At 63.5% G+C, this 19,855-nt stretch carries 18 protein-coding genes and 1 riboswitch; of the genes, 12 read left to right on the top strand and 6 right to left on the bottom strand.

The window, feature by feature from the left end; genetic code table 11:
• The first annotated feature begins 161 nt into the window (after positions 1–161).
• The 5 genes from QVE23_RS04445 to QVE23_RS04425 all read left to right on the top strand — a co-directional run bounded on the left by QVE23_RS04445 (position 162) and on the right by QVE23_RS04425 (position 4,170).
• Positions 162–1,385 (top strand): tRNA(Met) cytidine acetate ligase, encoded by a 1,224-nt coding sequence (locus QVE23_RS04445; RefSeq protein WP_136890730.1) that lies wholly within the window; start codon positions 162–164, stop codon positions 1,383–1,385.
• Between the two features lie 17 nt (positions 1,386–1,402).
• Positions 1,403–2,323 carry a DUF3298 and DUF4163 domain-containing protein gene (locus QVE23_RS04440; RefSeq protein WP_119311140.1) on the top strand — a complete coding sequence of 307 codons (921 nt, stop codon included), beginning with the start codon at positions 1,403–1,405 and terminating at the stop codon, positions 2,321–2,323.
• Positions 2,324–2,439: 116 nt separating this feature from the next.
• Positions 2,440–2,781: a PadR family transcriptional regulator gene (locus QVE23_RS04435; RefSeq protein WP_021750096.1), complete on the top strand. Its 342-nt coding sequence runs from the start codon at positions 2,440–2,442 to the stop codon at positions 2,779–2,781.
• A gap of 1 nt (position 2,782) precedes the next feature.
• Positions 2,783–3,517: a permease prefix domain 1-containing protein gene (locus tag QVE23_RS04430; RefSeq protein WP_287967653.1), complete on the top strand. Its 735-nt coding sequence runs from the start codon at positions 2,783–2,785 to the stop codon at positions 3,515–3,517.
• Positions 3,514–4,170, top strand: a complete 657-nt coding sequence (locus QVE23_RS04425; protein WP_021750098.1) for a hypothetical protein — start codon at positions 3,514–3,516, stop codon at positions 4,168–4,170. Before QVE23_RS04430 ends, QVE23_RS04425 begins: the two co-directional genes overlap by 4 nt.
• Before the next feature lie 31 nt (positions 4,171–4,201).
• Here the strand turns inward: QVE23_RS04425 and QVE23_RS04420 are convergent, their stop codons facing one another.
• From QVE23_RS04420 to QVE23_RS04405, 4 genes are all read right to left on the bottom strand, one after another.
• Positions 4,202–5,260: an NAD(P)H-dependent oxidoreductase gene (locus QVE23_RS04420; protein ID WP_136890728.1), complete on the bottom strand. Its 1,059-nt coding sequence runs from the start codon at positions 5,258–5,260 to the stop codon at positions 4,202–4,204.
• A gap of 103 nt (positions 5,261–5,363) precedes the next feature.
• The gene (locus tag QVE23_RS04415; protein ID WP_021750100.1) at positions 5,364–6,614 is read right to left on the bottom strand and encodes a Rossmann-fold NAD(P)-binding domain-containing protein; all 1,251 of its coding nucleotides are present in this window, start codon (positions 6,612–6,614) and stop codon (positions 5,364–5,366) included.
• Between the two features lie 39 nt (positions 6,615–6,653).
• Positions 6,654–11,471, bottom strand: coding sequence for a nicotinate-nicotinamide nucleotide adenylyltransferase (locus QVE23_RS04410; RefSeq protein WP_287967652.1), 4,818 nt, complete (start codon positions 11,469–11,471; stop codon positions 6,654–6,656).
• Between the two features lie 134 nt (positions 11,472–11,605).
• Positions 11,606–12,472 (bottom strand): rhomboid family intramembrane serine protease, encoded by an 867-nt coding sequence (locus tag QVE23_RS04405; RefSeq protein WP_287967651.1) that lies wholly within the window; start codon positions 12,470–12,472, stop codon positions 11,606–11,608.
• 199 nt (positions 12,473–12,671) lie between these two features.
• Positions 12,672–12,766, top strand: a riboswitch (SAM riboswitch).
• Between the two features lie 93 nt (positions 12,767–12,859).
• Between QVE23_RS04405 and metK the strand changes: the two genes are divergently transcribed.
• Positions 12,860–14,047 carry a methionine adenosyltransferase gene (metK, locus tag QVE23_RS04400; RefSeq protein ID WP_021750104.1) on the top strand — a complete coding sequence of 396 codons (1,188 nt, stop codon included), beginning with the start codon at positions 12,860–12,862 and terminating at the stop codon, positions 14,045–14,047.
• A gap of 75 nt (positions 14,048–14,122) precedes the next feature.
• Here the strand turns inward: metK and QVE23_RS04395 are convergent, their stop codons facing one another.
• Positions 14,123–14,569 (bottom strand): GNAT family N-acetyltransferase, encoded by a 447-nt coding sequence (locus QVE23_RS04395; protein ID WP_021750105.1) that lies wholly within the window; start codon positions 14,567–14,569, stop codon positions 14,123–14,125.
• Positions 14,570–14,740: 171 nt separating this feature from the next.
• Between QVE23_RS04395 and QVE23_RS04390 the strand changes: the two genes are divergently transcribed.
• Positions 14,741–15,295 (top strand): hypothetical protein, encoded by a 555-nt coding sequence (locus tag QVE23_RS04390; protein ID WP_273481961.1) that lies wholly within the window; start codon positions 14,741–14,743, stop codon positions 15,293–15,295.
• A 53-nt stretch (positions 15,296–15,348) separates the two neighbouring features.
• Here the strand turns inward: QVE23_RS04390 and QVE23_RS04385 are convergent, their stop codons facing one another.
• The gene (locus tag QVE23_RS04385) at positions 15,349–15,774 is read right to left on the bottom strand and encodes a DUF2383 domain-containing protein (protein WP_021750107.1); all 426 of its coding nucleotides are present in this window, start codon (positions 15,772–15,774) and stop codon (positions 15,349–15,351) included.
• Between the two features lie 173 nt (positions 15,775–15,947).
• On the opposite strand from QVE23_RS04385, the gene QVE23_RS04380 reads away from it, so the two are divergent.
• The 5 genes from QVE23_RS04380 (at position 15,948) to QVE23_RS10915 (ending at position 19,829) form a co-directional block, all read left to right on the top strand.
• On the top strand, positions 15,948–16,964 hold the full coding sequence (locus tag QVE23_RS04380; RefSeq protein ID WP_021750108.1) for a glycosyltransferase family 2 protein: 1,017 nt from the start codon (positions 15,948–15,950) through the stop codon (positions 16,962–16,964).
• A 19-nt stretch (positions 16,965–16,983) separates the two neighbouring features.
• A complete protein-coding gene (locus QVE23_RS04375) occupies positions 16,984–18,507 on the top strand; it encodes an O-antigen ligase family protein (protein ID WP_287967650.1) in 1,524 nt (507 codons plus the stop codon).
• Positions 18,508–18,527: 20 nt separating this feature from the next.
• Complete coding sequence (locus QVE23_RS04370; RefSeq protein WP_267288388.1) at positions 18,528–18,812, top strand: hypothetical protein; 285 nt, start codon at positions 18,528–18,530, stop codon at positions 18,810–18,812.
• A 175-nt stretch (positions 18,813–18,987) separates the two neighbouring features.
• On the top strand, positions 18,988–19,614 hold the full coding sequence (locus QVE23_RS04365) for a site-specific integrase (RefSeq protein WP_353847667.1): 627 nt from the start codon (positions 18,988–18,990) through the stop codon (positions 19,612–19,614).
• Positions 19,557–19,829, top strand: coding sequence for a tyrosine-type recombinase/integrase (locus QVE23_RS10915; RefSeq protein ID WP_410763248.1), 273 nt, complete (start codon positions 19,557–19,559; stop codon positions 19,827–19,829). The genes QVE23_RS04365 and QVE23_RS10915 overlap by 58 nt, the downstream gene beginning before the upstream one ends.
• Positions 19,830–19,855: the final 26 nt, after the last annotated feature.

Here is a 19,855-nt window from a genome sequence, read left to right as displayed (position 1 = left end):
GCGTCTGCCCGCCGCAGAGCAGCCCGGAATCGGTCCGGCTGGACGTTTTCCGGAAAGTATGGTATGATCGAAAAAAAGCCCCATGCGGGCGGTATTGATAAAAAATTGACGAGACTGACACCGGACTGTAACTTTTTTGTCATTTGGAAGGGGAGAAATCCATGGGGGCCGCAGGTATAATCGTAGAATACAATCCGCTCCACAGCGGGCACCTGCGGCTTCTGGAGGCAGGCCGGGCGGCGCTGGGACCGGACACGGCCATGGTCTGCGTGATGAGCGGGAACTTCGTGCAGCGGGGGGACTTCGCCCTGCTGCGCAAACACGCCCGGGCCAGGGCTGCCGTGGAGAGCGGCGCGGACCTGGTGCTGGAGCTGCCCCTGCCCTGGGCGGTGTCCTCGGCGGAAGGATTTGCCGCCGGAGGCGTCCAGGCGCTGGCGGCCACCGGGGTTGTGGAGCACCTGCTGTTCGGCAGTGAGTGCGGCGATGTCTCCGCCCTGGAGCGGGTGGCCGCCGCGCTGCTGGCGCCGTCCTTCCGAGACCGGCTCCGAGAGGTGCTGCCTGGAGCGGTGAGCTTTGCCGCTGCCCGGCAGCGGGCGCTGACCGGCCTGCTGCCGGAGGAGGACGCCGCCCTGCTGGAGTCTCCCAACAACATTTTGGGCATCGAGTACTGCAAGGCCCTGCTGGGGCAGAACGCCCCCCTCCGGCCGGTGACCATCCGGAGGGAGGGCAGCGCCCACGACGGCGCCCTGGCGCCGGACACCCACCCCTCGGCCTCCGGCCTCCGGGCGCTGCTGCGGCAGGGGAAACGGGAGGAGGCCCTGTCCCTGCTGCCTCCGGCCATGGCCCGCGCTTATGAGCTGGAAGAGGCCGCCGGCCGGGCCCCGGTGTTCTGGGAGAACAGTCACCGGGCCATTCTGGCCCGGCTGCGGTCCATGACGGCGGCGGACTTTGCCGCCCTGGACCAGGGGCGGGAGGGCATTTGGAATCGACTGTACGACGCCTCCCGCGCTGCCGCCTCGCTGCCCGAACTGCTGGCCGCAGCCAAGACGAAGCGTTACGCCATGGCCCGCCTGCGGCGGATGGTGCTGTGGGCCTACCTGGGACTGACGCCCGGCGATATGCCGGAGCGGGTGCCCTATCTGCGGGTGCTGGCGGCCAATGGGACCGGTTGCCGACTGCTCTCCCGGATGCGGGAGGCGGCAGCCGTGCCGGTGTTGACCAGGCCGGCGCAGGTCCGGCGGTTGGGCCCGGAGGCCCGGCGCCTGTTTGAACTGGAGGTCCGCGCCACGGACCTGTATACCCTGGCGTATCCCCGCCTCTCCGCCGCCGGCGGCACGGAGTGGAGGGAAGGTCCCGTGATCTTAGGAGGGCCTGCGCCCTGCTGAGGAAAGGAGCAACCCCTATGAAACGGATGATCGCCCTGCTTTTGCTGCTGTGTATGCTGACAGCCTGCGCAGCCCCCGTTCCGGAGACGGAGGAGCCCACGGCTGCATCGCAGGAGATTGCCGTCCCGGAACAGAAGCAGCCGGACAGCGGCACGATGACGGGCGCGGCCACCTTCACTCAGGCTGCATCCGAGCCCTTGACCTACACGGTGGTTCTGAAGACGCTGGAGGACAGCGCCGCGGCGGCGGACGGCACGACTTTGGCTGTGCGCTCCTATGAGCTTCCGGAGATGACCGTGACCCTGCCGGACGGCACTGTGCTGACGGAGGCGGCCTCCCCGGCGGAGACGGCGGCCCTGGAGAGGGCGGAGGCCTTCAACAGCCGGTTCCGCGACTGGGCCGGGGCGGATGGCTTTGACGAGGTGACGGCCTGGGCAGAGGAGGAGCTGGCCTTTCGGACGGAGTCCGGTGGGAATTGGACACCCTACACGCTGGAGCTGGACTGTTCTGTCTATCAGACGGAGCAGATGGTGTGCATCCAGGCGGAGTATTACAGCTATACCGGCGGGGCCCACCCCAACACGGTACTGCTGGCCTGGAACTTCGACCTGATGACGGGCCAGTTCTTCGCGCCTGAGATTCTGGCAGCGGACGGGCAGATATTTCTGGACGCGGTCCGGGACGAGATCATCCGCCAGATCGACATGACGCCGGAAGCCGCCGTGGAGGCCGGCTACTGGGAGGACTATCAGGACATTGCCGCAAACTGGAGCAGCTACGCGGTCTCCTTCAATGAGGAGGGGATGACAGTGGCCTTCTCCCCCTATGAGATTGCCTGTTACGCCATGGGGCCGCAGGAGTTCCGGCTGTCCTACGAGCAGCTGGCACCGCATTTGAACAGCCATGGCCGGGATCTGCTGGGGATCGGGAAGAATTGAGGAAAAAAAGCGCGCGCCGGGCAGGCGCGCGTTTTTTGTAATTGACATACCTAGAATTACTATGTATACTAAAGGCATAGTAATTCTAGGTATGTCGCCTGGACAGGAGGTGCCCGATGGCAAAAAAGCAGACCATGGACCACGCCCAGCTGCTGGTGCTGTCCCTGCTGGCGGGGGAGGATATGTACGGCTACCAGATGATCGTGGAGCTGGCCCGCAGATCCGACCACACCTTTGAGATGAAGGAGGGGACGCTGTACCCGGTGCTCCACGGCCTGGAGCGGGACGGGGCGGTGGAGGCGTATCAGCAGGAGGCCCCCACCGGCCGGATGCGGAAATACTACCGCCTTACCCGCCGGGGGGCGGCGGTGCTGCGGGAGGAGGCTGCCGCCTGGCAGACCTACTCCGGCGCGGTGAATGCGGTGCTCCGGGCCTGTCCGGGGCTGGACCCGGCATGATATGGACAGGCGGGATTATACGGACCGGGTGCTTTCGTCCCTGCGCCGTGTGACGGAGAAGGAGCGGGAGGCCATTCGGTCGGAGCTGGACGGCCACATCGAGGACCACATGGAGGCCCTGCGGGAGCTGGGGTATGACGAGGAGCTGGCAGAAGAGCGGGCCATCGCCGCCATGGGAGAGCCAGATGAGGTGGGACGGGAGCTGAACAAACAATACACCGGCTGGGGCTGGGTGCTGGTGAGCCGGGCGGCGGTGGTGCTGACAGTGGTGCTGTGCGCTCAGGCTCTGCTGGCCCTGGGAATATTGGGGATGGTTATTGATAGCATCTCCGCCCGTATTTATCCGAATGAACCGTCTGCATATACCGCTGTGGCAGCAACGGAGCGGTTGGATATCCGCATTCCAGTTGGAAACGACATCCTGCGGGTTTACCGGATCAGCATAGGGCAGGCGGATGATACCCCAGGTGTGTGGGAGGCGGAAGTTCAGCTGTGTGCGTATGATCGAATTCCCGGCGGCATTGTGTCCAGACGGCTGATGGAGCAAACCTGGCTGGAAACGCCGGGAGGAAGGAGAGACCCTCCGAAGGGAAGCGGACGGGGAAACTGGAGGGTAGAATATGGCTCCTGCTATGTGCGCCTCTCCCCGGAGGATACATACGTCGTACTGCGCTTTGAGGCATTTGACGAGCAGATCCGTCTGGAACTGCCCCTGCCGGAACAGGAGGGATTATGAGACGGAAAAAGCTGCCCTCCCGGAAACGGCAGGCCCTGTGGCGGGTGCTGCTGGCACTGGTGAGTTTGCTGCTTGTGGATCATATTTTTGGTATCGCCCTGCTCCCGATTCAGGCTGTCCGGCGGGAGGCGGAACATGAGGGGATCGGCAGGGCCTGGGTCGTTGAGCGGAAGTGGGAGCCGTCGCTCTATAAAACACATCTTTTCTACCTGATGGAAAACGAGCGCGCTGTGATGCTGGGAGATACCCATCTCAGTCCGCTGGGCTGGGAGACGATGTTCGGAGCTACGGTGGACTGCACCGGCGAGGAACCCATATATGCGGGCTATCATCAGATCAGCCATGATGACAAGGTACTGGGCTGCTATTTTGGACAGATCAATGACCCCGCAATCGAGACAGTGGTGATCAGCATTCAGCAGGAGGAGTACGACCAGGGAAAAGCGGTACGCAGTGAGCTTCGCCGCTTGACCGTGGAGCAGGAGGACTTTGTCACCGGACGGGACCGGACATTTTTCTGGATTATGGAGCCCCTGCCATTGGAACAGTCGCCGGAAGCGGTTTGCTATCCGGTCATGATTGCCTATGACGCGGAAGGAAGAATTGCGGCGGAGTTCGACATCGAATGTTGTACATACAGCGGCTACGGCTGAGAAGAAGGCACGCCGAAAGGCGTGCCTTCTTCTAGTATGCAAGCTGACATAACATATTCTCCGCGAACCGATCCGCCCGGTCCTGAATCCCCGGCAGGGCCAGGGCCTCGCCCTTGTCGTTGGCGGTCTCCAGCAGGCAGAAGTTCGCCGGCAGCCAGAAGCCCTTGTTCATGTTCATGGCTCCCGCCGCCTGACAGGCCACGATGTCCCCGCCGGAGTAGCCGGACACCACGATGGCGAACACCGCCTTGTCCGCAAAGGAGGTGGTGCGGTACAGGGCCGTCAGCCGGTTGATGGCTGCCGTCAGGTTGGCGGACAGAGCGTCGTTGTAATTGGGGCACAGCAGCACCAGCGCGTCCGCCTCCCGGATGGCGGGGTAGACCTCCTGGACCATGACGCCGCCGTAGAAGCACCCGCCCTGTTCTCCGAAGTGGAGGCAGGTGGTGTAGGGGCAGCCGGCACAGTCCTCCAGCGTGCCGTTCCGCAGGCAGATCTCCGTGATGTCACAGCGTTCCTCCAGCCGGGTCCGCACCAGCCCCCACAGGGCCAGGGTGTTGGAGGTGGCCCGGCTGGAGGCGTGGAGGGCCAGCAGCTTCGGCCGCTCCAGCCGGGGGCGGGAGAAGGCCAGCACCCGCTCCACCAGATCCGCCGTCGCCAGATGGTAGGCCGCTTCCAAAGAACAGCCAGCGTTTCGGGCCTGGACCGTGAAGTTCCGCAGATCGCCAGTGCCTTCCACCAGAGGGCGGCCCACAAAGGCGCAGCCCGCAAGGTTGGCGGCCAGCACCAGGTCCCGGCCCGCTGCCTTGGTGTACAGATCGCCGGGGGCGTCCACCAGCACGCTCCCCACGCAGCGGTCCAGGCAGTTTGGATGGGTGCGGAGATGGGCCAGCAGGTCATAGAACCCGCGGTTCACGCCGCCCTCATCCAGGGAGACGACAAACAGGAGCCGCCGTCCCGTCAGCGGACCCTCCAGGCGGGATAGCACCTCTGCCTGCCGCCCCACCAGGGCCGCCTCCAGCACTCCGGCGCACCGGGGGGAGAGCGCCCCGCCGGGGCGGATCACCGTCAGTTCTTCAGATATGCCGATCATCTCCTTCCTGCGTCCGGCTGCATTCCGGCCGAGCCCCCGCCCGGTGCGCGGGGCAAAGCGGCGTGCAGCGGCCGGTATGATGAAACGCAGCGGCAGCCGCCCGCTAAATGATCTCCCGCAGAAGCGTCTGGGTTTCCCGCAGCCGCTCGAACAGCGGTGTGGGCAAAGAGGCAGTCTCGATTTCCAGACCGGCGGCGGTTAAACGGTTGCGGACGCCGAACCAGATCCCCCCCAGAGCCACCGAGCTGCAATGCCAGCTCCGGCGGAGCGTCAGCAGCAGCTGCATGGCGCCGGAGGAAATGGCAGGGGCCACGTAGGGCTTGAAGCCCAGCTCCCGGATCCGCAGATTGGCGGTGGCCACCAGTTCCGTCAGCTCCCGGGAGAGGCCGTCATCATAATGGGAGAGGGAGTTGGCGATCACCAGCCCCTGACCATGAGGGCCATAGCTGCGGCCATCCAGCAGGAAGCTGCGGAACCGGGGATCCTGCTTGGCAAAATAGGCCGCACGGGCGTTCATGACCCCCAGTCCGAAGCCCTGGATCTGTTCCGCCCGAAGCCCCTGCCCGTCCCACTGGCCGTCGGGACCCTGGTTGGAGGCCAGATACGCCGCCTTGCACAGGGGATCCACCGGGTCGGACAGTACAATAAAGAGTCCCCGGAATCCCGCCTGCCGGGCCTGCCGGGCGTAGTCCTCCACCAGCGGCCGGTTGGCGCCGAACTGGGCCATCCGCACGTCCCGGACACCGCCTCCCACCGGAGGAACGCCGCGAGTGGCGGCGAAGAGGAACACATCACAGCGGAACAAGTCCCCGGCCGCTACCGGCTCCACTGCCGGAAGAGCGTCGTAGTCCCAGGGCCAGGATACCTGCTCCATCTCCGTGACCCAGCGGGCCACAGTCTTCTGATTCAGGTCGCAGATACCGATGCTCTCAATACAGTCGCCTCCCAGGAGCTTCAGCGCCGTCAAAAGGGTGCTGCCCACATCACCTACCGCCAGCAGATTCACCCGCAGGCGGCTTGGCAGATGCATGGCGGGCGCCTTGGTAAAGTCAGCCCAGCGGGGGTGGCGGATGTTAACCGCCCGCAGCAGCCGGGCGTCGATGGTGTGCTGGAGGCGTTTGGGCAGGGAGGGGACCGGAACGCCCATCCGGGAGGGGTCCAGCCAGGTCACATCCTCCGTCTCCGCAGTGAGCTGCCGGGGGTCTGAGACGCAGAAAGAGGACCGGCTGCGAATCGGGTCCCGGTCGATGAGGAAGAGGCTGGGCGTCCCTGCGGAGGGACGCTTCGCCGGCTCCAGGGGGAGGTCCGGCAGCAGAGAGGCGAAGATGACCTCCCCGTGGCGGTAGTAATACATAAGGGCTCCTTTCGCCTGGATGGCGCGCCAGGCCCGCGGTCAGGATTGGAGGACGTTCCGCATCCGCAACAGCATCTCCAGGTCGTTCTGCAGAAATACGGAGGCAGGAAGACTGGGGTCATAGTGCATACAGCTGCCCTTGTCCGGGGAGAGGGGCAGGATCACCGCCTCACTGAGGCGGGAGAGGGTGAGGTTGCGGGCGTACCGCTCCCGGAAGGTGGTCTCCAGGGCCAGCAGGATGTCCCGGGCGTTCTCCAGGCAGGCACAGGAGAAACGGAACACCGCCTCCCGTCCGCACTCCCGGTAGAAGCGGGGGAAGGCGTAGGGCAGGATCAGGTTCACCGCTGGGGTCAGGCCGGGGACGGAGGGCTCCTCATGCCCCACAGTGTCGCCGCCGATGAAGGGGTACATGGTGGACTCCACGAACCAAGAACGCATATTCGGAATGAAATAGACGCTGTCCACACTGCGGCCCTTGGCGGCCATCAGATCCCGTCCACGGCCGGACAGCAGGCCCACCAGCACCCGGTCGATGACCACACCCTCCTGCCGGAAGAGGGGATCCAGCGCCCGGATCCGGTTGCCGGAGTGGAGCAGGTCGTCCACCAGGATCACCGGCCGGCGGAAGGAGTGGATGGTGCGGATCTGGCTCTCCAGCGGCGCGTAGCCGGGGAAGTTCTCAATGTCGAAGGAGGTGAGGTCCCTGGCAAAGACCTTGTCGGTGTGGATGGTCTTGGTGACGGTGTTGGGGATAGCATTGCCCCGCAGGATCTTGCCGAAGGGTACGCACATCTTGGGACCCAGTACCCGGGGCACTGTGGGCTCCGCCGGGACGCCGTTCAGGTCCACGATCTTCCGCACCAGACGGTGGTAAATGACCTCCGCGTTCAGGGACAGGATCAGAGAACCCGGATACAGGCCGGTGAGAGCCCGCTGCATCCGGCAGTGGGCGGCGCGGACCGCCGCCAGCACGGTACGGTCGGAGGAGAAAGGCTCCTTCAGCGTGGTGGGGATGTTCTGCAGCAGTACGGAGGGAGAGCGCATATCCACCAGCAGCAGGGGCTTTGCGCTGGGCAGCTCCGCCGGGACAAAGCCTTGCCTCTCCAGCAGGTCCAGCGTCTCCTCCGACGCAGTGGCGTGCCACACGGCATAGCTGCAGTCCGCTCCCAGGGAGCGGGAGAGGGCCTCTGTCATCAGCAGCTGGCCCACATCATAGCTGCCGCTGGAGCCGCGGGCGGTGTAAAGTCCGGTGAGCAGCTGAACCCGCCCCGCCGTGTGCTTGCGGACATAGTCCGCCAGCTCCGTGTCCCCCAGGGCCTCATACAGCCCGCCGGAGTTCACGGTCCGCAGGGTCAGAAAACCCAGCACCCGGGGGCGGGATCCCGCGTCCCGCAGGATGCAGAGGCCGTCCCTGGGGTCGATCTCCGGCGGCTGCTCCCGCCCCTGAAGCGGTACCTCCGTCAACTCCTCCCACAGGTGCCGGTCCGGCTGGGAGATGTGGGAGAACTCCAGATCCCCCGCCCGGAGGATCCGCTTGTACTGGGGCTCCCGGAGATAGAGGCTGTTGCGGTAGATGAAGTCCTGTACCACCGGGTCAATGAGGGTGGAGATGTCCCGTCCCAGGTCGATGTTCTCCCGGATGCGGGTGGAGCTGATGTCTTCCAGATGGGTGGGCAGCTGCAGCTGGATGATGCGGCCGGAGATGCAGCCCAGATCTGCGTCGATCTCCCGTCCCTCCGCGTCGCTGGAGCGGCGGAAGACGATGTGGTTCATGGAGTGGACGGACCCCGGCACCGGTGCCGCCTTGTAGGAGGATGCGTTGGCTACCACGTCCGAGCCCACCGCCAGGTACAGCTCCCGGCCGGAAAAGACCTCCCGCAGCCGGTCCAGGTCCTCCGGCGTGGCCAGGTTCACTGGGATGTCGTGGGGGAAGAGGTACACGTCGAACTCGTCCGCCACGGACATGCTGACGATCTGCCTCCGCACCAGGGAGGGCTGCGCCTTCTTGGACCAGGAGAACTCGTCGATGGCCAGATACACCTCCATCCCCAGGTCCCGGATCTCCTGGACGATGCCCTTGTGGCTCAGGGAGAAGGGGTCGAAGGTGCCGGGAAAGAAGGCGGCCCTTGCCGGCATGTAGAATGGGAAGTCTCCGCTTTCAATCTGATAGGAGACGATGAAGCGGTAGATGTGGGAGAGGGCGGCGGCGGTGTAGAAGAAGCTCAGCTCCTGTTCCGGCTGCTCTCCCAGCAGGAAGAGGATCTTCTTGGCCATCAGGGTGAAGAGGGCAGCCTTCCCCTCGTAGGAGAGGGTCTGTGAGGCGAAGATCCGCTCGCCCAGGATCTGCAGCGCCTCCTGCCGCACGCTCTGACGATAAGAGGCCAGGCCCTTCAACAGCAGGCCTGCCAGCCGCCGCCAGCGGCGTTCCAGTACCTCCCGGGACTCGTGGAACCGCTGGGCGTATACGGCGTAATGCTCCAGCATGGCGCCCACAGTGGCCAGGGCGGCGGCCACCACCACGGTGTTGGCGGAGGAGAGGAGGATCTGCATCTGATCCACGATCTCGTCCAGCTCCCTGGGCGTCAGCCACAGGGCAAACTGGCCCAGGTACTGGGGGATGTACTGGGAGATCTCCGTCTGCCCGGTCTCCAGCACCTTGGAAAGCTCCACGGCCACCTCGTTCCGGCGGTCCGGCGTCAGGGCCGGAGCAATGGCCAGCAGGGAAGTGCCCGCCAGCCGGCGGACCACGATATTCTCACTGACCTTCATCAGGTTGGAGAAGTGGGTGGCGATGTGGAGCACGTTGGCGCGGTCTCCCTGTTCCACCTGACCCAGCAGGTACTCCACGCCCACGGCCTTCAGAACCCAGTGGGTCGCAGTCTTCAGGTTGTCCAGAAACACATTGCTCACAACGTCCTGCCGGTCCAACAGAGACCGCTGGATGGAGACATCCAGGCCCAGCCGCTCTCCCAGGCGGGCCTGGAGAAACAGCAGCGGCGTGCTTCCCCGGCAATCCGCTGCCTCCACGGCGGCAGTGATGGCCGCGGCGTCCCGGCCATTGGGGTCCAGGGCCGTCAGCAGGTGGTGGAACAGCCGCAGGGCGGCGGCCTTCTGGGGCAGGCCGCCCCGTTCCAGCCACCAGACGGAAAAGCCGGTCAGCACGTGCAGATCCTCGGCGGATACCCGGTCCAGCGGCAGGCTCAGCACCGTGTCCAGCAGGGCAAAGGCCGCATCGGCGTCCACCAGTTCCGGGCGGCGGTAGTGGCGGAACAGCTCCCCGGCAAAGCGGGGGGCGTCGGCGTCGGAGCAGTTCATCAGCAGCGCGTCCGCCGCGGTCTTGGCCTGATAGCGGATCATGCTGATCTGCCGGGGCGTCAGCCGCCGGTCCGGGTCGATGAGCTTTTCCAGGTACTCCGCCCACAGCTGGAAGGGCAGGTCTTCCTCCGGGTCCGGCGGGGCGTCGGCCGGGGGCTCCTTCTGATAGCCCAGGCGGAAGGCGGCCAGGATGCGTCCGATGAGGGCGGCGGCCCGGCGGCGGATGTCTCCGTCCGGGATCAGCAGCAGCTCGTACAGAAAGTCCAGGGTCTGCTGCTTCTGGGAGGCGTTCCAGTAGGTGAAATACTCCTCAAAAATGGAGACGTATGCCTGGAGCCGGGCGGGGTTCTTTTCGCCCCGGGCGGCCTCCAGAGTGTTGCCGAAGAGCTGCTCATGGCCCAGCCGGTGCATCAGGCGGATATTGTGGTCCACGGCGGTACGCCGCAGAGCGGTCACCACCTCGTCCGTGTTCAGCAGGGCAGCATTTTTGGCCGGGCGGGCGGGGCCGTCGGCGGTGCGGAGGGTGGTGTCCACCCCAAAGGAGATGAGATAGTCCTCAAAGTCCCGCAGCTTGGCGTAGACATAGCGGTAGCGCAGGCGCTTGGCATCGTCCACATTGTCCAGCTTGCTGAGGATGACGTCAAAGGCCTCCTGCAGGGAGTAGAGGCAGGGGATCTCCCGGCGGTCCTCCCCATAGGTCTGCTTCACCCGGAAGTCCGCGTACACCAGCGTCAGGGACTCCGAGGACAGGTTCTCGATCTCCAAATCCCAGACGGAGTGGTTGGCCGCGATGTGGCCCAGGGCCGTCAGTCCCCGGCGGGTGAACCACTGGTCGGTGTAGTAATAGTGCAGGTAGGGCACCCGTTCCCCGGGCTTGCAGCCGAATTTGCCCAGGTCGTGGCCCAGGGCGGCTCCGGAGATCAGCCCCAGGTCGATGAGTCCGCCGGAGGCGCAGAAGGCCCGGGCCACCCGCATGGACACATAGTGGACGCCGGCGATGTGCTCCAGGGTGCGGAAGGATGTGACCTCCCGGCTCAGGCGGAGCATCTCATAGATGTATTCCTCCCGGAACCGGTAGCAGAAGCGGCGGTACTCCTCCGCCACACCGCTGTGGGAGAGTTCCTCCTCCGTGCAGAATTCAAAGTCCAGCCAGAAGTCAAAGGGCAGGCAGGTCCGCTCCGCGTCAAACAGGACCTGGAGCAGCTGCAGAAAGCACAGCGCTCCATCCCACTGGGCGGAGGTATGTCCGGGGTCCGACGCCGGATACAGCAGCGCCCGGGCCACCTGGTAGGCGTAGGACAGCCATCCCTCAGCGGGATCCGGCGCCACCTGGTCCAGCAGGGGGCGGAAGGCCGCCAGGGCGTCGGCGCAGGAGATCCGGCCCCGGATGGGCACCAGATCCCGAAGCAGCTGGTGCCAGTCGGCGCCGCCGAAGATACGCTCCGCGTCGGCGCGGGCCATTCCCAGCTTCTGAAGAAACGCGGGCGATTCAAAGGCCTCCGCCGCCTGAATATGCAGGGGCTTTCCCAGTTGTCGTTCCATGGGTATCGTCTCCCTTTTCCTCTGGTGTCGTTTTTTTTCAGTATATCGCATTTGTGGGCCGGAAGGAAGAGAAATCTCAGGGGCCGTGTCAAAAAAGCGGTCCCCGCCCCGATGGGCGGAGACCGCGGAAACGCTCACTGCGTAAAATGTGTGTGGTTGAAGATGTGGTCCTCACAGAAGCAGTGGTAGCCCGCGCACTTGGAGCAATAGCGGAACTGCAGGTCCGGAAAGTCCGTATCTGTGCGGCCGCAGACCTCGCACTTGTGGCGGTAGCCCTGCTGCTGGGCCTTCTTCCGCTGCTGCTTCACTGCGGACTTGAACTGGATGGTCTGGTGGGAGTTCTGATGGCGGACGGCAAAGCCGAACTCCCGCAGAAGGTCCCCGATCCTGTCCCAGAAGAACACCAGATACACCAGCCAGACGGCCAGCAGCTGGGGCAGTGTGAACAGCGCCGCCCACATACCGGAACGGAGCAGGTCATACAGGGTCAGCAGCACATACAACGCCGCCAGCCACTTGGCCTTGACTGGCAGGATCAGATAGACGCGGATCAGCGCGTCAGGGTACAGGGTAGCAAAGGCCAGGAACAGGATCTGGTTGAGATTGCCGCTGCTGACAACGGGAAGCGGGGACCACAGTATGCTGATCATGCCGAATACCACCATCAGCACGGCGCAGGCCAGATAGAACAGGGTGAACTTGGCGGTGCCCCAGTACTCCTCAATGGAGGTGCCGATGAAGTAGTAGAAGGACAGGCTGATGAAGATCCAGAACAGAGAGCCGTTGGTGGGCAGGAACATCCAGGTGACCAGCCGCCACAGCTCTCCCTGCAGAACGAGCTCTGCGTTGAAGTACAGCATATAGCTGGCATAGCCATTGGAGAACAGGTCCAGCACAAATACCGCGGCCATGATCCCCACCAGAAACTTCATCAGGTTCGGAATGCCGAAGCGGGGATGCTGCAGGCAAAAGCGGTCCACGCTGTCGCAGAGTTTTCTCACGGTGAAGCCCTCCAGAACATTTCAAATATACAAGCGATATCCATTATACCCGATCAGAGGAAAAAAGTCATGTATAATTTTTGAACAGGCGGAACATCTGCGCAGTTTTCCGACGGGGCGACGGATTTCTCCGCAAAACCGGAAAAACCGTATTGACAAACGGGAAAAACCTGATAAGATAATAGGGACAATTTTATTACCCTTATCAAGAGTGGCGGAGGGAACGGCCCGATGAACCCACGGCAACCTGCTTATGACAAGGTGCCAAATCCGGCGGTGATCGACAGATGAGGAGCAAGCAACCAAATCCGTTTGTGCGTTTCGCCGTCGAAACGCACATTTTTTTCGCCCCTTGATGAGGTCAGTGCTCAGAAAGGAACCTGTACTATGGCAAGACACTATCTCTTCACCTCCGAATCCGTCACGGAGGGCCACCCCGACAAGGTCTGCGACCAGATCTCCGACGCCGTCCTGGACGCCATTCTGGAGCAGGACCCCAACGGCCGCGTGGCCTGCGAGACCACGGCCTGCACCGGATTGATCCACGTGATGGGCGAGATCACCACCAGCTGCTATGTGGACATCGCCCACATCGCCCGGGAGGTGGTCCGGGACATTGGCTATGACCGGGGCAAGTACGGCTTTGACTGCGACACCTGTGCTGTGGTTACCTCCATCGACGAGCAGTCCGCCGACATCGCCATGGGCGTGGACAAATCCCTGGAGAACAAGGAGGGCACCGACAGCGAGCTGAGCAACGGCGCCGGTGACCAGGGCATGATGTTCGGCTACGCCTGCGACGAGACGCCGGAACTGATGCCCCTGCCCCTGTCCCTGGCACAGAAGCTGTGCAAGCGCATGGCGGAGGTCCGCAAGAGCGGCCAGGTGCCCTATATGCGGCCCGACGGCAAGAGTCAGGTCACCGTGGAGTATGACGAGCACAACCGCCCTGTCCGGGTGGATACAGTGGTCATCTCCACCCAGCACGACCCCGATGTCTCCCTGGAGCAGATCCGGAAGGACATGATCGAGCAGGTGGCCAAGGCCGTGATCCCCGCGGACATGCTGGACGAGAACACAAAGTATTACGTGAACCCCACCGGCCGTTTCGTCAAGGGCGGCCCGGCGGCGGATTCCGGCCTCACCGGCCGGAAGATCATCGTGGATACCTACGGCGGCAGCGCCCCCCACGGCGGCGGCTGCTTTTCCGGCAAGGATCCCACCAAGGTGGACCGCTCCGCGGCCTACGCCGCCCGGTACGTGGCCAAGAACATCGTGGCCGCGGGCCTTGCCCGCCGCTGCCAGGTGCAGTTGGCCTACGCCATCGGCGTGGCCCAGCCGGTGAGTGTGCTGGTGGACACTTTCGGCACCGGTACGGTGGGAGACGACAGGCTGGAGACTGCCGTCCGCAAGGTGTTTGACCTGCGGCCCACGGCCATCATCCGGGACCTGGACCTGCGCAAGCCCATCTACCGCAAGCTGGCGGCCTACGGCCACATGGGCCGGGAGGACCTGGGCGTGACCTGGGAGAAAACTGACCGCACGGAGGCTCTGAAGGCCGCCGCAGAGGCGTGAAGCCTTTTCCAAAACTGAATCAAACGGTATGATACAGGCGGCGCCGCTGATTTTCAGCAGCGCCGCCTTTTCCGCTCAAAGCTCCATGGACAAATATACCATGTCCGACAAAAGCCGCCCCCCTTCGTATATGGGGTGGTCGTAAAATTGAAGGAAGAAATTGGGGACCCGGTGGCTTTCCCGGAACCCGCAGGCCCGGTAGAAGGGGAGGGTGAGGGGACTGTCCCCAGTGCCCACCAGGAGGCGTGTCCCTCCGGCGGTCCGGCAGGCGCCGGCCACATGCCGAACCATGGCCCGGCCGTAGCCCTGGCGCTGAAAGGCCGGCTCCACGGCCAGATTTTTGATCTCGAACACGCCCGGCGCCTCCTTGGTCACCACGCACACGGCGCGAAGTCCGCCATCGTACAGCGCCAACAGCGTTCCGCGGTCCAGATAGCGGTCGATCATGTCCTCCTGTTCGTCTCCCAGCAGCAGGAGGGGGAGAAAGTCCCGCTTGCCCGACTCGATTCTGCGAATATCCATGCCTGCGCCTCCCTGTCTCTGATACGGGTAGAAGAGCACATTTCCTCCGGATTGTCAAGTCCGGGGTGCCGTAATTTGTCTAAAAGAGTCCGAATGTGTCGAATCTATTTCAAAAACCTGCGATTTTTGATATGCTATGTATGAATTGAAGAGGAGAGGAGACGGTTTCGGATGGATGAAGATATCCTGCGGACAGTGGAAAAAATCAGTGGGAAACTGAGCCGGGACTGCTATTACGACCTGTGCTGCCTGGTCAAGGCTGCCATCCCCCGTATGCCGGGCACCTTCTCCATGGAGACGCTGTATCCGGAGGCGCAGAGATACAGTGAAAAGGAAAAGGACACCCTGGCAAAGGCCCTCTCCCGGGCGGCGGAGGACATCTGGGACTGCGGAGACCGGGCGGAGCTGCAGAAGCTCTTTCAACGCGTGCTGCGGGAAAAGCCCACGCCGAAGGATCTGGTCCGGGTGCTGGCCTTGTCGGTCTGGCGCCGGCGCAAGGCGGTGCGGCCGCAGGTGCGCTATCAGGTTCTGGAGACCCGGCACCCCCGGCGATTCGGATTCAGCGGCGAATCCTGGGAACCGGAGCGACATCTGGTGGTCCTGCTGCCGGGAAGGGAACAGGCAGAGGTAGAGCAGCTGGTGCGCAGACTGAATCAGCGGCAGATCCCTATCCAGGAGGCGGAGGAGCGTTTTCTGAATGGGGAAGATCTGCTGCCGGTCCTTTGAACAGAGGAGGAGCCTCCCGTGGGAGGCTCCTCCTCTGCTTTGCGCCGGGTGTGTTACAGGAACTGCTTCATCTGGGCGGCGTTGGCTTCCTCGGTGTGCAGCAGCCGCTCCGCGAGATTTCGGATCTCACGGTTTCCACCGGCGTAGTCCCCCAGATGCCGGGTACTTTTGGTGGCCCCCATGGTGTTTCCCTGAATGACCATCTCCGCGATGTTGGATGCAGAGGGGTCTGCCAGCGTTTTGAAAGTGGACATGACCTCTGCGGACACCTTGGCCAGAAGGCCTGGGTCCCTGGGCTCCTCTCCCAGAGACCGGAGCAGGCGCTCCGCCTGATCCGCGATCTGGCGGTACTCGGCGCCCTGCTGGCTCAGAACCCGCCGCAGGCTGTCATCCCGGACCTGCCCGTCCAGGCTGTTCAGCCCCTCAATGCCCATCTCCGCCGTCTCATGGACGTATTGGAGCAGCTCGATATCGTTCATATTGGATCACCTCGCTCCTAGTATGCCCGGCTTTTCCGGGAAAAGACGTTGACCTTCCCGGGGAAATCGGGTACAATAGCTCCGTGTAAGAGCCCCAGATTCTGGGGGGAGGGCGCCGGAGTTTCCGCGCCGTAGACTGAAGAGAGGCGCCGGAGGGCGCAAGGAGGCTGTCTATGCCCAGCATTTCCGTCATTGTGCCTGTCTATCAGGCGGAGAAATTTCTCAGAGACTGCGTGGAGAGCGTACGGCGGCAGACCTTTTCCGACTGGGAGCTGCTGCTGGTGGATGACGGCTGCACCGACGGCTCCCCGGCTCTCTGCGATGAGCTGGCCCGGGAGGATGACCGCATCCGGGTGTTCCACAAGGAGCGCAACAGCGGCGTCAGCGAGACCCGGAATGTGGGCCTTGACCATGTCCGGGGGACCTATATCGCCTTTCTGGACTCCGACGATCAGTACGAGCCCCAGTGCCTGGAGACGCTGTGGAACCTGCGGGAGCGGGCCGGGGCGGATACCGCCGCCTGTGCGCACCTGAACCTGTGGCCTGATGGCAGCGAGACGCCGGAGCCGGTGCTGCCCGCCGGGATCTACGACGCCGACGCTATCCGGGAGAAAATCGTCAATCCCCTGCTGGGGGACCGGCTGGCCCAGCCGGTGTTCAATGGATTCATCTGGCGCTATCTGTTCTCCGCAGAGATTTTTGACAGACTCCATCTCCGCTATGAGGGCGCCTATCTGGAAGACGAGCTGTTCCTGATGGAGTATTTCTGCAACGCCCGGCGCCTGGCGGTGACGGAGACGCCCCTGTACCGCTATCTCCAGAATCCGGCCTCCGCCACCCACAAGTATATGAAGGACTTCCAGCAGGTCTTCGGCCGCTTCATGGAGCGGAAGGAGGACTTGGCCGCCCGGTACGGCCTGACGCCCGGCCGCCCCCAGTGGCGGGAGAACTCCAACTGGGCCGGGCTGTTGATCGCCATCGGCAACGAGTACGCCCCGGGCAATCCCAAGACCCTCCGGCAGCGGCAGGAGACCATCCAGGCCTTGTGCGCGCGGCCGGATATGGCCCACGCCATCCGGACGCTGTCGCCCGCCGGCATGAGCCGCAACAAGCAGCTGGCAGCAAAGCTGGTGCGGGGGGGCCGCTTCTGGCTGCTCTCCCAGCTGTACCGGATCAAAAACCGCATCTGAAGAAACGAGGTTTCCCTGCATGAGCATTCTCCGCGAAAGCTATCTGTATCACCTCTGGGCGGTGCTGTGCACCGTCTACTATGACAGCGCCGTCCACCGCTGCCTGGTGCGCATGGGCGCCTGGTGCAACCGCCAGATCGACGAGAGCCGTGTTCTCCGGGTCCTGTGTCGGGAGGGCGTTGCGGCCCGGGCCTGGGAGGAGAGCATCCTCTGCCGGCTGCTGACGGGCCTCATCAACCTGCCTGCCTGGCTGCTCCACAAGCTGTACCTTGCCCTGCGGGCTACGTTTGATGACAGCGTTTTCTCCCGTCTGGCCTTTGAGATGGGACATGAGACCGCCATCGCCCAATCCTGGCTCATCATGCTATTGTGGGTGATTCCCTTCTCGCATTGGAACAACGCATATAGTATGCTGGGCTTTGCCGCCCTGCTGGTGCTGTTCTATGCCGGGGCCATGTCCCGGCGGGACTTCCGGCTGGACGTGAAGCACATCGGGTTCTATCCGGTGGTGCTGTTCGGAGCCATGTTCCTGGCGGTGCTGTTCTCCTATGAGCCCTCCGCCTCCTTCCGCTTCCTGCTCTACCATATCTCCGCAGCGCTGTGCGTGCTGGTGACGGTCAGCGCTGTCCGGGGCACAGAGGATTTGAAGCGGCTGGCCGCCGGCGGTGGGGTCTGTGTGCTGGTGTCCTCGCTGTACGGTGTGTACCAACGGATCCAGGGCGTGGAGGTCAACGAGTCCTATGTGGACCTGGAGGTCAACGCCGGTATGCCCGGCCGGGTGGAGTCCTATTTCGACAACCCCAACACCTTTGCAGAGGTGCTGATCCTCCTGCTGCCCCTGGTACTGGCGCTGATCCTCTGCTCCAAGCGGGGCATCTCCCGCGTGACGGCCTGCGGCGTGTTTGCCGTGGGTGTGCTGGCTCTGGGCATGACCTACTCCCGGGCCAGCTGGGTTGGCATGGCCTGTGCCATGGTGGTGCTGGTGTTTTTGTGGAAGCCCAAGCTGATCCCCGCCTTCGCGGTGCTGTGCGTGGTGATGGTCCCTTTCCTGCCGGACACCATCTGGCACCGGGTCCTGACGATCTTCAATCCGGCGGATACCTCCACTGCCAGCCGCATCCCCTTGTATCAGGCGGCACTGGAGGTCATCCGGACGTCTCCCGTCTCCGGCGCGGGTCTGGGCACCGCCGCCGTGCAGGACTACATCAGCGACTTCAACCTCTACCACGCAGAAGCGCCCTTCGTTCATGCCCACAACTTCTACCTGCAGGTATGGATCGAGGCGGGACTGCTGGGGTTCCTGGGCTTTGTGGGCTCCATGCTGTGGAACATCAAAAAGGCGGCCCGCACGGTCCGGCACTGCGCCCCCTCTGCCGCCCGCACCATCACCTGTGCCGGAGCGGCGGCTCTGTGCGGCGCCATGGTGTGCGGTCTGGCGGATTACCTGTGGAACTATCCCCGGGTGATGTGCATTTTCTGGTTCGTGTTCGCGCTGACCATCGCGGGGATCAAGGTCTGCCGCCGGGAGACGGAGGCGGCCTGATGGAGGAGAGAAACTGCCCGATGGAAGATCCATTCGCATTTTTGACCCTGAACTTTCTGAAGAAGTCGGAGATTTTTCCCGGCTCCCTCGGCACCTTCCGCTACCGCTTCCAGCGGACGGGAAAGGTGAACGATGGCACCGTCCAGGCCTGGGTCTATGAGAACATCTGCTTTGAAAAGGCCCAGCACATTGAGACGGAGACCTTCCCCTGGACAGAGGAGGGCATGGCATCCCTGCGCTCCTGGCTGAACGAGCGCCTGCGGGAACGGGGAAGCGAGCTCTACCGGGTCTGGGGAGGCCGATAAAAAACAACAGCATACTGTAAGGCAGCCCGCGGAGGGATTCTCCGCGGGCTGCCTTTTTGCGCAATTCGGAACTTTTTTGGAAAGCATCTCCATAGGCGGAACATATCCGACGCCATTTTGGGTATGCTTACAAAAAATACCCGCGTCTGTGCGGGCGGATTTGGGAGGAGTCAAGATGGAAGAAATCACGCTCACAGGACAGTCTATCTCCGCGTTCCGGGAATTTCTGGTGGAAAACGAGAAGGCCCGTGCCACAGTGGAAAAATACGTGCAGGAGGCGGAACAGCTGCGACTGGCTCTGTGCGGCGCCCCGGTGACCAAGGCGGGTGTTCTGGCATACCGGGAGCGCCTGCAGCAGCAGTACAGGGCTCTGACGGTCAACAACAAGCTCTCTGCTGTGAACGCGTATCTGCGGTTCTGTGGAGCGGAGCACTGCGAGGTGAAGTTGCTGAAGGTTCAGCGGCGGGCGTTTCGGGAGGAGCAGCGGGACCTGACGGAGTCGGAGTACCGCCGGTTGCTCTCCATTGCCAAGGGGCGCAAGAACCAGCGGCTGTACCACGTGATGCTGACGATCTGCGCCACCGGTATCCGGGTGAGCGAACTGCGCTTCATCACGACGGAGGCCCTGCGTGCTGGCCGGACGGAGATCCGGCTGAAGGGAAAGTGCCGGACCGTCCTGCTGCCGCAGGAACTGGCGGAACGCCTGCGGCGGTATGCCAGGGCGCAGGATATCCAGGAGGGGCCCTGTTCCGCACCCGCACTGGGCGGCCCCCGGACCGCAGCAACATCTGGCATGAAATGAAAACCCTCTGCCGGGAGGCCGGCGTGATGCCGGAAAAGGTATTCCCGCACAATCTGCGGCACCTGTTCGCCAAGTGCTTTTATGAACAGGAGAAGGATCTGGCGCATCTGGCGGACCTTCTGGGCCATTCCTCCATTGAGACAACCCGGATTTATGTGGCAGTGAGCGCCAGGGCCCATGAACAGATTCTGGAAAAAATGCGGCTGATCGTTTAACAACAAAACAATGATTCTGTTGTAAA

The organism is Oscillibacter sp. KLE 1728 (assembly GCF_934833455.1).
GTDB classification, from domain to species: domain Bacteria; phylum Bacillota; class Clostridia; order Oscillospirales; family Oscillospiraceae; genus Oscillibacter; species Oscillibacter welbionis.
Note: the sequence above shows the minus strand (reverse complement) of the source record. Positions and strands in the feature narration are given on the sequence as shown.